We start from the raw sequence: 14,533 nt of genomic DNA, 5'->3' as shown, positions 1-14,533 counted from the left end.
CCAACGCAGCCTACTTGACGATGACGATGCTGGTGTTAGCCGGGCCGAAGACCTCGACAAGCTGGTAGAAATCGGCGGCGTTGTCCGGATGAAGCCGCACACAGCCATGCGAGGCCGGCTGTCCCAGGCGCTTGACGGCATTGGTCGCATGCACGGCGTAGCCGCCGCTGAAGAAAACCGAATGCGGCATCGGCGCGTTGTCATACTTCTTCGAATACCACATCTGGTGCATGCGGGTCGGCTTGAACGAGCCGGTCGGCGTGACATACCCCCTGGCGCCGGTCGAGACCTTCCAGGCGAAGGTCGGCCGGCCGTCGACCAGGACTTCCATGGTCTGCTGCGAAAGCGAGACCCGCGCCACGATCTTGTTTGCGGCTTGCGCAGCGCCATTGCCGGCGCCGAAGAGAAAGGCCGCGCCCATCAGGGCGGCAGCGGTGATGTGGATAAGCTTGGCGGAAATGGTGGTGTGCATGATGTCCCCCTGTCTGCCGGACATGGCCGGTTCCAATTCGATGACCGGCTTATCCCCGCAGCGTGTTTCGAACCGATTTCGCAGGATATGCGTTTCTGTTTCGAATCTGTTTCCTATGGTTAACGGGAGCAAGCCGCCGGGGCGGATCTCTCGGAGTGGAAACCGGAGGCGCCAGTGCCGGCTGCCACCGAGCCTGACGAGCGGAAGATGCGGCCAATCCCAAGCGAAAGCTCATTTTTCCCTGATATGAAAGAAATTTGACTACGCTCGAAACCAACTTGCAACAAAGCGCGGCATGGGGCGGCATGATGTGGATACAGGCCAGCCGCAGATTTGACCCAACGGAAACAGCCTGCACCAAACGAAAATTGGCGCGAAATCGAAAGCGGTTCTGTTTCCCGCCACGGTCTGGGTCGCTTCCAGCCCTGCGCGTCAACCGGTTCAAGGCCCTCTGGCGGGTCGGTTTTGGGCTGAAGAAGATGCGCGGCCCCTCCGGCAACTTGCAGCCGAGAGGACCGAAGGCCCGCGCCGCGACGGGGGGCTCCGCAGCGGCGCGGGCACTTCGGGAGGTATCCCGAGGCATGACATATATCTGAATTTGGGGAGTGGACACGATGAACACGAAATTCGCAGCTTCTGTGCTCTCCGCACTGCTCTACGCACAAGGCTTGCTCGGCTTTGCCGGCCTTGTCACCGTGCTCCTGAAGGACCGCGCTCAGGCGACAGAATTTGTTGTTGCCGGCGAAATGGCGGCTCGCCAAACCGGGCCTGGCGAAATGCAGTCAGGTCCGTCGCTTCTCGTGGTGCGTTGAGCATTAAGACCTCCTGTGGACAGCAGGTGGCCACCCTGCCCTCAATCGGTGAACTGCATCGGCGGGTCGAACCGATAGCCCGCGCCCCTTATGGTGGTGATGGTTTCGGTGTCGAGTTTGCGGCGCAGCCGCACGATGCGCGAATCGATCGAGCGATCGAAGGCATCGGCATTTTCGGCGGGCGCTCCGGCAATGATGTCGTCTCGCGTCAGCACCTTGCGCGGACTGGCCAGAAACAACTTGAGCAGCGCCACCTGGCCTGGCGACAATTGTTCCTCCGTGCCGGAGCGGTGCATGACCATGGCCGACCTGAGGTCGACCGTCGCGTTCTCCAATACGATCAACTCCCCGGCACTCCTGCCGCGCCGCGTCAGCAATCCACCGATGCGGGCAGCGAGTTCCCTGACATTGAGCGGGCTCTCGACGACATCGGCCGCACCCAGTTCGAGCGCCAGCACCTTGTCGACCAGATCGGCTGGCCGGCAGATCAGGATGAAATCGGGCCCGCCCTCGCCGCCATGGCGCCGGAGCAGGTCGCGCCCTTCCGCCTGGCTGAGGCTGTCGCCGATGACGGCGACATCGATGCCTTTTCCGGCAAGCAGGGATTCAGCCTCCCAGGGTTGGCGCACAGCGCGCACATCATGGCCGCGCCGTTCGAGATGGTCGGCGAGATCGGTCGCGACCGAATCAGCGACGGAAACAAGCGCAATGACGGATCGTGCGGCCATTTTTCCTACCATTCCCTCAGCAACCGAATATGAGCGCTGGACATGATGTTTATACCCAATCTACTTTCCACTGAAAGCGGGAGCGAGAGCATAGTGCGGGCACGAATAATCATCGTCGAGGACGAGCCCGATCTGCGGGACGCGGTTGCCGAGTATCTCGGCGCCAGCGGCTATGATGTAGCGACGGCTGAAAGTGCCGCGGCCGCGCGCAGCTTGCTGGAAACGCAGTCGTTCCATCTGGCCATCCTCGACATCGCCATGCCCGGCGAGGACGGCCTGTCGCTCGGCCGCTGGCTGCGCTCGAAAATGCCGATCGGCGTCATCTATGCCACCGCCGCCGGCACCGCGCTCGACCGCATCGTCGGGCTGGAACTCGGCGCCGACGACTACATCGTCAAGCCCTACGAATTGCGCGAGGTGCTGGCGAGGGTCCGCAGCGTTCTGCGCCGTGTCCCTCAGCCGAGCGAGCCGCAGGGAGTCAGGACCGAAGCAACTGCCGACCGCCGTGCCATGAGCTTCGGCCCCTTCCATGCCGATCTCGACGGCAGGTTCGTCACCGGCGCCAATGGCACGGTCATCGATATGGCCAAGAGCGAGTTCGACGTGCTGGAGGTTTTCCTGACGCGAGCCAACCGGCTGTTGACGCGGGCCGCGATCTCCGAGGCGATCGGTTTCGTCGAGGATCCGGAATCGTCACGCGCCGTCGACATCCGCATCATGCGGCTGAGAAAGAAGATCGAGGCAGATCCGGCCAATCCGAAATTCCTGCGCACCGTGCGCGGCGAAGGCTATATCTTCTCGTTGCCGACCGGTGAAGGCAACTGAACGGGCCACGGGTATTCACTCTGGCCTGGCGCGGCCCTGAAAATGACGGCTGACAATGACTGCTGAAGCAGGACACACCGATGTGCACGGCGCCAGGCAAAGCGCGGCGATGGCGGCTGTCAATGTCGTTCGCCGGCTGCGCGAAGCCGGTGACTGGCAGCGCGAGATGGAAAACATCCTTGCCACGCTCTGCATGGCGCTCGATTGCCAGCGCGGCATCCTGTTTCGTCTGCGCGAACTGCCCGGCCAGGGTTTTGCCCAGTCGGTCGCGGCCTACTGGATCGACCCCCGGTTTGGCGGCGAATTGGCATCGCCGACGGTCATCATGCAGTCGGTCGTCAATTCGGATCCGCTGCTTGAGCGGTTGGGCGAGGATGAACGGCAAGGCAAGGTCTTCGCCGGACACACGCGCGACCTCCAAGGTTTCCTGAGAACCGATTTCGAAAAGCAGCACATCAAGTCGTTCCTGTCGGTGTCGGTCTTTGCGCACGGCCATCTGTGGGGCACGCTGGCAATCAACGATTGTGTGAACGAGCGTCAATGGACCGACGAGGAAGAGGCGGCGCTGCACATCATCGCGCTGGCCATCAGCGACGCCATCGAACGATCGCTTTCCGATGCCCATGCCAGCGAGGTCATCCGCCGGACCATGCTGCAGGCCTCGCTCGATGCCATCATCGTCATCGACGAAACCGGCTCGATCATCGAATTCAACCCGGCCGCCGAAAAAATGTTCGGCTACCAGCGCAGCGACATCCTCGGCAAGGACTTGCTCGACACCGTCGTTCCGGAATATTACCGCAAGGGCTACGTGTCGGGCGCCGATTACATGTCGGGCCGCGGCGCGCCGATGGTCGGCCAGCGGCTCGAGACCGTCACCCAGAACGCGGCTGGCGAAGTCTTTCCGATCGAATTGACGGCAACCGAGATGCGGGTCGCCGACCGCCGACTGATCTTCGGCTCGATCCGCGACCTGCGCGACAAATTGCGCGCCGAAGAGGAGATCGGCCGCCAGCGCGAAAAGCTGCACCAGAACGAGAAAATGGCGGCGATGGGCTCGCTGCTTGCCGGCGTGTCGCATGAGCTCAACAACCCGTTGGCCGTGGTCGTAGCCCAATCGACGCTGCTCCACGAATTCGCCTCCGATCCGCAGACGAAGGTGCGCGCCGAAAAGGTCCGCGCCGCCGCCGAGCGCTGCGGCCGCATCGTCAAGAGTTTTCTGTCGATGGTGCGTCTGCATCCGGCGGCCCAGGCTGAGACCGATCTCAACCAGGTGGTTCGCGCCGCCCTCGAAGTGACCGCCTATGGCGCCAGATCGACCGGCATCATCATCGATACCGATTTTGCCAGCGGTCCGCTGCTGGCCATGGCCGACGCCGACCATGTGACGCAAGTGGCCGCCAACTTCCTCGTCAACAGCCAGCACGCCCTGGCCGGCATCGGCGGCGACCGTCTGATCAAGGTCCGGACTTTTCGCAGCGACCACGGCAATCCCAGTTTCTCCGTCGAGGACAACGGCCCGGGCGTGCCGGAGGCGATACGCGCCCGTATCTTCGAATCCTATTTCACCACCAAGCCGGTCGGCGTCGGCACCGGTATCGGCCTGTCGATCTCGAAGTCGATCATCGAAAGGCACAATGGCAATGTCTGGTTCGAGGAGGTCGTGCCAAGGGGCGCGCGTTTCGTCGTGCAATTGCCTGCGATCGCCGCCAGCGGCGCCGTCGCGGGCGAAAGCCCGACGCGGTCGAGCGGCTTGCGCCATGCGCTGATCATCGATGACGAGCCAGATGTTGCCGCCTCGCTCTCCGATATTCTGGAACTGATGGGCATCAAGTCGCGCATCGTGCCGATCTGGGCATCGACGGCCGCGACCTTGGGCGGCCACATGCCGCCGGACATCGTCTTTTCCGATCTGCGCATGCCCGGCACCAGCGGCATATCGATCTATCGCGAACTGCTCACGGAGCAGCCCGATCTGGCGCGGCGCTTCGTGCTGGTCACCGGCGACCTGATCGGCGCCAAGGCCGAGATCGAAGCCTTGCCGCCGCCGCTGCGGCCGCAGATCCTGGAAAAGCCGTTCAGCACGCTGGATGTGCGCGGCGTGCTGTCGGCCATTGCCGAACAGGCGGCACTGGCAAGCTAGAAGCGTTAAAAAGAAGGCCCCCAACCGACGATGCGGCGGGAGCCTGACTTGAGCGCTGGAGGACGCTCGGGCAAGCATGATCCCTGGAAGGGGGAACCGGTCTTCGAAAAGACCATGCTCGCCAAAAACTCAAAAAACGTTTGGCGTGCCGGCCAGCGGCGCTGCATTCGCGATCATGCGGACGGCGCGGGCTCTGTGCACCCCGGACTGCTGGGCGATGGCGCGCAGGCAGTCAACGTTCTCGGCGCCCCAAGCCTGGCCCTTGCAGGCAAAATCGATCTGCGGCATCGGCAAGCGCCCGGTCCTGGTCGTCGTTGTCGCGCCGTCGATGACGTTGGCGGGTGGGTTCAGCGAGGCGAAGGCGGGGCCAACCGTCGGCGTGAACGCCATGCCGACGAATGCGGCGGCGGCCAGCACCGTGAACAGCCCCATCGGATGATCGCTGGCGCGCTGGCGCAATGCCAGCTTCGGGCGGCGCTCATTGCGCTCCGGGGCCTGGAACTGGTGATCGTGGCCGGCGGTGTGGATCTTGGTAAACATCGTTGTTCCCTGTCGTCGATTTTCTTTTTTCAGTAAAACGAACTTAACCGCGCCTGGTAACGGGCGAATGGTGCGCCCGCTTTCTCGTGTAACGGCTTTGAAACGAGAAATTTCGGCCGTTATTGGCGTGTTTGGCCACAGCCGACCTAGGTTCGTTGCGAAACTCGTTGCCCGACAATGATGCTTGGTAGCGCCTTTCTAGGCCTGAACCGGTCGCTGGACAGTGATCAATCCCACACTAGGAATGGATTTCGGGCAGCGGCAATCTTTCCATGCGAGACGAGGTCATTTCCCGACACGGCAACCCTGAATCCTCATCCGGCGCGCCGGTGTCATAACCCATGTTAACACCCGGAATTTCCGGGATTTTCTGCCGTCGCGCTGACTCTGAAAGCGCCAAAGCCCAACTCAATGGAAGCCACCAAACTCTACAAGCCGTTGCATTTCAATGAAAAATATGTTTTTATTGAATGAGTATTCAACAAATGAAGAGTCGTTTATGAACCCGCACCTCCGTGACGTGGCGATCCCCAATGATTGGGACCGGCGGGGCTTGCCGGGCTGGAGTTATCACTCCAACGCCCTTCTCGAACTCGAGAAAGAATACGTCTTTCGCAATCACTGGCAGATCGCAGGCCATATCTCCGACGTGCCGAATGCCGGCGACTATCTGACCATGGACGTGGTCGGCGAACGGGCGCTGATCGTGCGCGGCAAGGACGGCGTCGTGCGCGCCTTCAACAATATGTGCCGCCACCGCGGCAGCCGCGTGGTCGCCGACAGCCAGGGCACCTGCAAGAATGCGCTGGTCTGCCCCTTCCACGGCTGGGTCTACAATCTCGACGGCACGCTGCGCGGTGCTGCCCGCCCGCGTTCCTTCCCCGACCTCGACAAGACCGAATTCGGCCTGATGCCGCTCGACCTCGAAATCTGGATGGGCTTCATCTTCATCCGCTTCCGCAAAGGCGGCCCGCAGCCGCCGGTGGCCGAATTGCTGAAGCCGATCGAGGCCGAGTTGGCGCATTACGGCGTCGCCGACATGGTGCCGTCCTGGGGCATCTGGACCCAGAAGTCGCCGGTCAACTGGAAATCGGTGCGCGACGTCGACAATGAAGGCTACCATGTCGCCATGGCCCATCCCGCCTTGCAGGACCTCTACGGCGCGACCTATTTCGACGAGCCGTTCATCAACGGCGTGTCGCGCTCCTTTGCCACCTATAATCCGCATGCCGGAAGGCGCTGGAGCGTAGCCCAATACATCAAGCTCGCACCCGCGGCGGCGCACCTGCCGGAACACCTGCGCAAGGCCTGGATCTATTACGGCATCTTCCCCAACAACGCGCTGTCGATCATGCCGGAATCGGTGCAGTTCTATCAGGAGTTCCCGCTGTCGACCGGCGAGACGCTGCTGCGCGGCGCCATCTACCGCTACCCCGACGAGACCAGGGAACAGGCGGCGGCGCGCTACCTCGCCTACCGCATCGACCGCGACACCATGAACGAGGACGTGCAGCTTTCCGTCTGGTCGAACGAATCCATGCTGTCCGAGGCCTTTGGCGGTTTCTACCTGTCGGACCTCGAATACGGCGTGCGCACCCACCATGACCATCTGCGCAAGCAGATCCCCGTGCTCGGACTGGAGACCGCGCCGGAGGAAAAGGACATGTGGAACCTCAACGAGGCCATGCGGTCGCAGGTGTAGGACGGTGCGTTTCTGCCACGCTGGCGATTAGCGAAACAGTCGATGAGAGCGCCCCTCTCCCCGTCCCTATACGGGAGAGGATGCCGGCAGGCAGGTGAGGGGCAGCACCGAACTTGTGAGGTCATCACTTCAGACAGACGCACAGTGCGTGCTGGACACGCCCAATTGCCGACGTTAGCGCCGCCCCTCATCCGCCTACCGGCACCTTCTCCCCGTATAGGGACGGGGAGAAGGGAGCTATCCCTGCCACACACCCTCTTTCCTGAGATCGTCCATGGTCCGCGAAATGCCTTCGCGCAGGATCGCCACCATGTCGTCGATCTGTTCTCGCGAAATGATCAGCGGCGGCGACATCACGCACATGTTGATCAGCGGCCGGACCAAGAGGCCAAGCTCGTGGCAATGCGCGTCGATGCGCTTGCCGACATTCTTGTCGAGCTGCAATGGGTCCTTGCTTTCGCGGTCGGCCACGCATTCGACGCAACCCATCAGCCCGAGGCCGCGCACCTCGCCGACCAGCGGCAGTTCCTCCAGCGTCTTCAGCTGCGCCTGGAAATAGGGCGCGACCTCGCGCGTGTGGGCGAGCACGCTGTCTTCGAGGATGTCGAGGTTCTTCAGCGCCACCGCGCAGCCAATGGGATGGCTGGTGTAGGTCAGCCCATGGCCGAACATGGCGTCGGGATGGTTGGAGCGGCGCAACTGCTCCAGCAGCCGTTGCGAGATGATGACCCCGCCGAGCGGGAAGTAGCCCGATGTCACGCCCTTGGCGAAGGTGATCATGTCGGGGTCGATGCCGAACACGTCGCCGGAAGCAAAGACATGGCCGAGCCTGCCGAAGGCGGTCACCACCTCGTCGGAGATATAGAGGATATCGTTGTCGCGGCAGATCTCGCGGATGCGCTTGAGGTAACCGTCCGGCGGCACGATGACGCCACCCGACGCCTGCACCGGCTCGCCAACGAAAGCGCCGATCCGCTCAGCGCCGATGCGGGCGACGGTATCGCGGAATTCATCGACGAGAGTATCGGTGAAGGCCGCAACGCTCATGCCTTTTGGCCGGCGGAACGGATCGGGCGACGACAATTTGACGACGAGTTCGTCGGCGCCGTCCATCCAGTCGCGATCGCGCGGGCGTCCGTTGAGCGAGGCCGACAGATAGGTCGAGCCGTGATAGGCGCCGCCACGGCTCAGGATCAGCTTTTTTTCCGGGCGGCCGCGCACATTGTTGTAGAACTGCATGAAGCGCAGCGCCGTCTCCACCGCCGAGGAACCGCCCGTGGTGAAGAAGACATGGCTGAGGTCGCCGGGCGCATGGCCGGCGATGCGCATGGCAAGCTCCGCCGACGGCGCGTTCATCGTGTACCATGGCGTGTTGTAGGACAGCGCCATGGCCTGATCGTACATCACCTTGGCGAGCTCCTCGCGGCGATGACCGACATTGATGCACCACATGCCGGCCGGCCCGTCGATCAGCCTTTGGCCGCCGCTGTCGGTGATGTAAATGCCGTCGCCCTCGCCGATCAGTGCGCGCGCCTCGTCGCCGACCGAGCCGGCAAACGGCCAGGGCTGGATAAGATGACGCTTGGCCAGTTCGACGGCATCTTCATCGCCAGGCCCCGCCATTCCGGTCACCCTCAGATCTCTTGCAGCCGCCATCGTCGCCTCGCATTGTTTCGCCGCGAATTTCATCGGACACCAAGTTCGCCGCCAACTGCGGGAAAACTGGCTTTTTTCACTTCATTTTGAATGTCCGTTCAATCAATATTGCAGAAATAGCGCTTGATTTCAATCCGCGGATGCGCTCATGATGAAAGAAAGCCGGCAAGCTCGGAGTGCGATCGGCAAACGCGGTCACCAGTTTCGCGTTCGGTCACGCTCCAGGCATAAAAGTGGGAACAAGCAGCCGGTCTCTAGAATGGGACGCCGCATGGCAGGACAATCCGCGCCAGCAACCGAAATCACGCCCGGGACCCTGCCAGAGGGCTTGCAATGACGGCGGCTGCGGAAGGGTCGCCCGCGTTCGGTATGACGCGGGCCAGACGAAACGCCCTTCTGCAGTCCGAACCCGTCCAGGGCTTTGCCCTGATCAGCCCGACCTTTCTCTACGCGCTCATACTTCTGGTCCTGCCGATCCTGGTGGTCATCGCGCATTCCTTCTGGACGCAGAATTACCTCACCATCGACCGCACCTTCACGTTGGAGAACTACCGCGTCGCGCTGACCGAGCCGATCTATCGCGATCTGCTCTGGCGCTCGCTCTACATCTCGCTGATGGTGAGCTTCTTTACGGTCGTCCTCGCCTACCCGATCGCCTACTTCATCTCTTTCCATGGCGGTCGTCACAAGAGCCTGTGGCTGTTCCTGATCACCATCCCGTTCTGGACCAGCTATCTCCTGCGCGTGATGTCGTGGAAGGTGATCCTCGGCTACAACGGCGTCTTGAATTCCGGCCTGATGGGGCTTGGCGTCATCGACGAGCCGTCGACGGCGCTGCTCTACAATTCGAGCGCCGTCATCATCACGCTGACCCATGCCTGGGCGGCCTTCGCCATCCTGCCGATCTTCGTCTCGCTGGAAAAGGTCGACCGCACGCTGGTCGAGGCGGCCACGGACCTCGGCGACGGTCCCATTCGCTCCTTCCTGCGCGTAACGCTGCCGCTGTCGGCGCCAGGCGTCATCTCGGCGGCGCTGATCGTCATGATCCCGACTGTCGGCGACTATGTCACGCCCAAGCTCGTCGGCGGCAAGGACGGCGTCATGATCGCCAATGCCATCCAGGCTCAATTCGGCAAGGCCTCCAACTGGCCGCTGGGCGCTGCACTTTCGGTCACCACCATGCTGATCGTCACGCTGATCGCCGGCGCCATCGTGCTGATCCTGCGTGCCGCCCAGAGGTTGGCGCGATGAAGCTGGCATGATGAGGTTGGCGCGATGACGGCGATGAGGCGCTTCCTGGCCAGTGGCTGGCTGTCGGCCTATGCGTTTTTCTATGTCGTCTTCCTCTATCTGCCGGTCATCTTCCTGCCGATCTTCTCGGTCAACACGGCCGCGACGCCGAAATTCCCGCTCTCCGGCTTCACGCTCAAATGGTATGAGGATCTGCCGCGCACGCCGGCGCTGCTCGACGCCGCCTGGAACAGCTTGGTCGTCGGAGTGTCGGCGGCCATCCTGTCGACGGTTCTCGGCATCCTCGCCGCCCGTTCGATCACCCGCTACCGCTACCCCGGCCGCCGCGCCATCAATGGCCTGATCATGGCGCCGCTGGTGCTGCCCGAAATCATCGTCGCCATCTCCCTGCTGTTGGTGATACTGCAACTCGGTCTGAGCCTGTCGCTGTTCACCGTCGTGCTCGGACACGTCCTGGTCTGCGTCCCCTATTCGATGACGGTGCTGACCGCCGGCTTCGAGGGTTTTGATCGCAGCCTGGAGGAAGCCTCGGCCGATCTCGGCGAGAGCGCCTTCGGCACTTTCCGGCGCGTGACGCTGCCGATGGTGGCGCCGGCGATCATTTCCAGCCTGCTCGTCTGCTTCACCATTTCGCTCGATGAGTTCCTCATCGCCTTCTTCCTGACCGGCACCGAGGCGACGCTGCCGATCTATATCTGGGGCCAACTGCGCTTTGCCTCGAAACTGCCCGGCGTCCTGGCGCTGGGCACGCTGTTGCTGGCTGCCTCTTTCCTGTTGATGACAATTGCCGAAATCCTGCGCCGCCGCGCCGCCAAACGCACCCAGAACGAAGGAGGCCTCTATGCCTGAGCGGCCCCAGACCGAACGCCCCCAAACTGATCGACCAATGATCGAGATCAAAAGCGTCACCCGCAGCTATGGCGCCTTCAAGGCGCTCGACGATGCTTCGCTGACCATCAAGGAAGGCGAATTCTTCTCGCTGCTCGGTCCGTCCGGCTGCGGCAAGACCACGCTGCTGCGCATGATTGCCGGGTTCGACAATCCGACCAGCGGCTCGATCTCGGTCGACGGTCAGTCGATGGAAGGCATTCCCGCCAACCGCCGGCCGACCAACATGGTGTTCCAGAGCTATGCCATCTTCCCGCATCTCAATGTCGAGCAGAATGTCGCCTACGGCCTGAAGCGGTTGAAGCTCGAAAGAGCGGAGGAAAGGCGCAGGGTCGAAGAGGCGCTGGCACAGGTATCGCTGACCGGCCTTGGCAAGCGCCTCGCCACCGAGCTTTCCGGCGGCCAGCGCCAGCGCGTCGCTCTGGCCCGTGCGCTGGTGATGCGGCCCAAGGTGCTGCTGCTCGACGAGCCGCTGTCGGCGCTGGACAAGAAGCTGCGCGAACAGATGCAGGTCGAACTGCGCCGCCTGCAGCAGGCGGTCGGCATCACCTTCGTGCTGGTCACCCACGACCAGTATGAAGCGCTGGCCATGTCCGATCGTATCGCCGTGATGTTCGGCGGCAGGATCGCGCAAATCGCCTCGCCCAAGGAGATCTACCAGCGCCCCGTCAACCGCCAGGTCGCCGACTTCCTCGGCGGCATGAATTTCGTCAAGGCCGAGATCGTCGAGGAGAATAGCGCGTCGCTGGTTGTCGACACGCTGGGGTTCGGGCGCATCAAGACCGACAAGCCGAAGGCTTTCATCCGCAATGGCGGCGCGGCCACGCTCGGCATAAGGCCCGAGCGCCTGCGCGTGCTGTGGGACAATGCGACGGCGAAGTTCGAGGTGGCGGGCAAGGTGGTCGAGCGCCACTATTTCGGCGAGATCACCCATTTGATCGTTGAGATACCCGGATTGGAAAAACCGCTGTCTGTAACCGAAACCAACGATTTCGGCGCCGATGACATTCCCGTCGGCACCTCGATCCGCCTCGCCTACGACCCCGAGGCCTTGGTGGCGATGGCGGATTGAACATCTGCAATGATCTTTCGCGCCGCGATCCGCCCCGCCACGATGGCGCCCTCGACATAGCCGGGAAATGACGGCGACAGTTCCGAACTGGCGAAATGGACCGGCGGTGCGCCGGCAACGATCGTGCGCTCGGCCTCTCTTGCCGTCACGTCGACGATAAGGTCGCTATAGGCACCACCGCTCCAGCGGTCATCCGTCCAGTCGCGCTGGCTGAAATCGAGAATATCGGCCGCATCCGGACCGAGCGCGTCCGCTAGCTTGGCCGTGATTTCAGCACGCAGCGCTACATCGCCCAGCTTGCGGCAGCGCAGCGCCAACGGCCCGCCGATAAAGACGACCAGCGCGGCATGGTCGTGGTCCTTGCTGGCGTCGCAGGCAAACAGGCCCGGCAGGTCGCGCCACATCACCATGCCGCTCAAACTCCGTTCGCGCCAGAACGGCCTGGCATAGCGGACCAGGATCTTGATCACCGCGCCGCTTTCCCAGACGTCAAGGGCCCTCTTCAAGGCTGCCGGCAAGGCAGGCTGAAAATCGAGCCTGGCGGCAGTGGCCGGCGGCAATGCGATCAGGACTTTGCGCGCTTCGATGACGCCGCTGCCCGAGACGATGCGCATGCCTTGCCGCGCACGCTCGACCCGCATCACCGGCTCGTTCAGCCGCACGCGGTCGCCGAGATCACCCGCCAGGTCTTCGGCCAGCGACTGCATGGTCTCGCGCAAGGAATATTGCAACTCTGGCACCTCGTTGGTGATGCGGCGGTCGTTGTCGATCAGGTGCCAGAGCGGCATCTTTTCCAGTGCCAGGCACCACAGACCCTCGATCATCGAGCGGAAGGCCGCCTTGGCGTCGGCCGCATCCTTCAGGCGGTCGAGCCACGCGGCGACGGTTAATCCGGCTATGGAGGGATCGTCAGGTTCGATCCCATTCATGCGTCCGCGGATCGCCATCGCTGTGACATAGGTCCGCTCGGCCTGTTCGACGGACATCGATGGGTGGGTGGTGAAATCACCATCGACAAAGGTCTCGACAAAGGTCTTGCCGCGCGCTTCAGCCAGCGCCATCATTTCCGGCATGTCCTCGCACAGGAACTGGCCGCCGCTGTCGATGCGCTCGCCAAGCCCATTGCGTCTGGATTCCACGCGTCCGCCAACACGGTCGCGCGCTTCGAGCAGCAGGAAATCGATGCCGGCCTTCTTTAGTTCCAGCGCCGCCGATAGTCCGGTGAAACCGGCGCCGACGATGACGACATCGGCTCTTTCAGTTCCGCGCTTCAATAGCCGGCCTTGATCTTCTCGAATTCGTCGATCATCCGCTGCTTGAGCTCCGGCGCCACCGGTTGCTGGAACAGCGTCTTGTCGAGGAATTTGTCGAGATTGTCGAAGCCCCGCTCGGCCAGCAGCTTGGGTTCGATCGCCGCCATGCCGGCGGCGTTGCCGTGGCCATAGCCGAATGTCGTGACCATATAGTCCGAGACGGCAGATGCGTTGACCGCGTTCAGGAAATCATAGGCCTGGTCGAGATTGCCCGGCGCGTCCTTCATCAGCACATAGCCGCACACCCAGGTCGATATGCCTTCCTTGGTGCCGCGATTCATGGCGATCGGCACGCCCTGGCTCTTGAGAGTGACAAACGTCTCGTTCCAACCCCAGGCGAGGTCGACCTCGTTGCCTGAGAAGGCTTGGTTGATGTCGGTGTCGTCGGTCCAGTAGAAGCGGATGTTCTTGTGCACGTCGCGCAGGAAATCGGAGGCTTCCTTGAACTGAGCGTCCGTCATCTTGGTCCAGTCCTTGAGACCGATGACCAGGCTCGCCAGGGCGTAGGCGTCGTCGACATTGTCGCCGATGGTGACGCGCCCCTTGAATTTCGGGTCTGCAAGGATCCTCAGCGACTGCGCCTCTTCCGCCGTCACATTGTCGGTGCGGTAGAGCAGCGATGTGTTGCCCCAGTCGAAGGGCATGAACCAGACCTTGCCGTCGGTGGTGGTGGCGAGATCCTTCATCGCCATGATGCCTGGATTGAGGTCCTTCCAGCCGGTGATTCTTGACGTGTCGAGCGGCTGCAGCATGCCAGCCTCGCGCCACTTCACCACGCTTTGCGAACAGGGATGCGCAATATCGGCCTTGAAGCCGGCCCGCATCTTCTGAAAGGCTTCGTCCTCGTCGCCAAAGAAGGCGAAGGTCGGTTCAGCGCCATATTTGGTGGTGTAAGCGGGATGGAGCAGCGGATCCTCGTAGCCCGACCAGTCGAACACAATGAGGTCGCCGCCGCCTGCCGCGAATGCGAGGTGGACGCCAGCACCAATCGTGCATGCGGCGGCGATGGCAAGGCTGCGAAGCATGGACTTCATGGCTGGAAATTCCCCGTCGCAAACAATATCCAGCGAGGTTAGGAGAATTCCCAGGCTTTGGCGAGCCCGTCCGCCCACCATATCGGCGCGCGGACGG

The 14,533-nt window shown here is 62.5% G+C and carries 13 protein-coding genes; 7 read left to right on the top strand and 6 right to left on the bottom strand.

The window, feature by feature from the left end; translation table 11 throughout:
- Nucleotides 1-10: 10 nt before the first annotated feature.
- Nucleotides 11-472 carry a L,D-transpeptidase gene (locus tag AC0L2H_RS27960; protein WP_473593323.1) on the bottom strand — a complete coding sequence of 154 codons (462 nt, stop codon included), beginning with the start codon at nt 470-472 and terminating at the stop codon, nt 11-13.
- A 614-nt stretch (nt 473-1,086) separates the two neighbouring features.
- Here AC0L2H_RS27960 and AC0L2H_RS27955 point away from each other — a divergent pair.
- Complete coding sequence (locus tag AC0L2H_RS27955) at nt 1,087-1,284, top strand: hypothetical protein (RefSeq protein ID WP_473593250.1); 198 nt, start codon at nt 1,087-1,089, stop codon at nt 1,282-1,284.
- 41 nt (nt 1,285-1,325) lie between these two features.
- Here the strand turns inward: AC0L2H_RS27955 and AC0L2H_RS27950 are convergent, their stop codons facing one another.
- Nucleotides 1,326-2,012: a winged helix-turn-helix domain-containing protein gene (locus AC0L2H_RS27950; RefSeq protein ID WP_473593249.1), complete on the bottom strand. Its 687-nt coding sequence runs from the start codon at nt 2,010-2,012 to the stop codon at nt 1,326-1,328.
- A gap of 45 nt (nt 2,013-2,057) precedes the next feature.
- Here AC0L2H_RS27950 and AC0L2H_RS27945 point away from each other — a divergent pair, with 45 nt between their 5' ends.
- Nucleotides 2,058-2,837, top strand: coding sequence for a response regulator (locus tag AC0L2H_RS27945; RefSeq protein WP_473593322.1), 780 nt, complete (start codon nt 2,058-2,060; stop codon nt 2,835-2,837).
- A gap of 55 nt (nt 2,838-2,892) precedes the next feature.
- Complete coding sequence (locus AC0L2H_RS27940; RefSeq protein ID WP_473593248.1) at nt 2,893-4,980, top strand: PAS domain S-box protein; 2,088 nt, start codon at nt 2,893-2,895, stop codon at nt 4,978-4,980.
- Nucleotides 4,981-5,109: 129 nt separating this feature from the next.
- Here AC0L2H_RS27940 and AC0L2H_RS27935 read toward each other — a convergent pair whose 3' ends face one another.
- Nucleotides 5,110-5,520, bottom strand: coding sequence for a hypothetical protein (locus AC0L2H_RS27935; RefSeq protein WP_473593247.1), 411 nt, complete (start codon nt 5,518-5,520; stop codon nt 5,110-5,112).
- A gap of 499 nt (nt 5,521-6,019) precedes the next feature.
- Between AC0L2H_RS27935 and AC0L2H_RS27930 the strand changes: the two genes are divergently transcribed.
- Nucleotides 6,020-7,222 carry an aromatic ring-hydroxylating oxygenase subunit alpha gene (locus AC0L2H_RS27930; protein ID WP_473593246.1) on the top strand — a complete coding sequence of 401 codons (1,203 nt, stop codon included), beginning with the start codon at nt 6,020-6,022 and terminating at the stop codon, nt 7,220-7,222.
- A 237-nt stretch (nt 7,223-7,459) separates the two neighbouring features.
- On the opposite strand, the gene AC0L2H_RS27925 is transcribed toward AC0L2H_RS27930, so the two are convergent.
- The gene (locus tag AC0L2H_RS27925) at nt 7,460-8,878 is read right to left on the bottom strand and encodes an aminotransferase (RefSeq protein WP_473593245.1); all 1,419 of its coding nucleotides are present in this window, start codon (nt 8,876-8,878) and stop codon (nt 7,460-7,462) included.
- 333 nt (nt 8,879-9,211) lie between these two features.
- Here AC0L2H_RS27925 and AC0L2H_RS27920 point away from each other — a divergent pair, with 333 nt between their 5' ends.
- The 3 genes from AC0L2H_RS27920 to AC0L2H_RS27910 are packed head-to-tail and all read left to right on the top strand — an operon-like array spanning nt 9,212 to nt 12,089.
- Nucleotides 9,212-10,129 (top strand): ABC transporter permease, encoded by a 918-nt coding sequence (locus AC0L2H_RS27920; RefSeq protein ID WP_473593244.1) that lies wholly within the window; start codon nt 9,212-9,214, stop codon nt 10,127-10,129.
- A gap of 24 nt (nt 10,130-10,153) precedes the next feature.
- Nucleotides 10,154-10,978, top strand: coding sequence for an ABC transporter permease (locus AC0L2H_RS27915; protein WP_473593243.1), 825 nt, complete (start codon nt 10,154-10,156; stop codon nt 10,976-10,978).
- A 37-nt stretch (nt 10,979-11,015) separates the two neighbouring features.
- Nucleotides 11,016-12,089, top strand: a complete 1,074-nt coding sequence (locus AC0L2H_RS27910; RefSeq protein WP_473593242.1) for an ABC transporter ATP-binding protein — start codon at nt 11,016-11,018, stop codon at nt 12,087-12,089.
- On the opposite strand, the gene AC0L2H_RS27905 is transcribed toward AC0L2H_RS27910, so the two are convergent.
- Together AC0L2H_RS27905 and AC0L2H_RS27900 are read right to left on the bottom strand one after the other, a co-directional pair.
- Nucleotides 12,053-13,363, bottom strand: a complete 1,311-nt coding sequence (locus tag AC0L2H_RS27905; protein WP_473593241.1) for a flavin monoamine oxidase family protein — start codon at nt 13,361-13,363, stop codon at nt 12,053-12,055. The genes AC0L2H_RS27910 and AC0L2H_RS27905 overlap by 37 nt on opposite strands.
- Complete coding sequence (locus AC0L2H_RS27900) at nt 13,360-14,436, bottom strand: extracellular solute-binding protein (RefSeq protein ID WP_473593240.1); 1,077 nt, start codon at nt 14,434-14,436, stop codon at nt 13,360-13,362. The genes AC0L2H_RS27905 and AC0L2H_RS27900 overlap by 4 nt, the downstream gene beginning before the upstream one ends.
- Between the last annotated feature and the right edge of the window lie 97 nt (nt 14,437-14,533).

The sequence above is a fragment of the Mesorhizobium sp. WSM4871 genome (assembly GCF_055811295.1).
The sequence above is the reverse complement of the archived record's forward strand: the minus strand, read 5'-3'. Positions and strand labels throughout refer to the sequence as shown.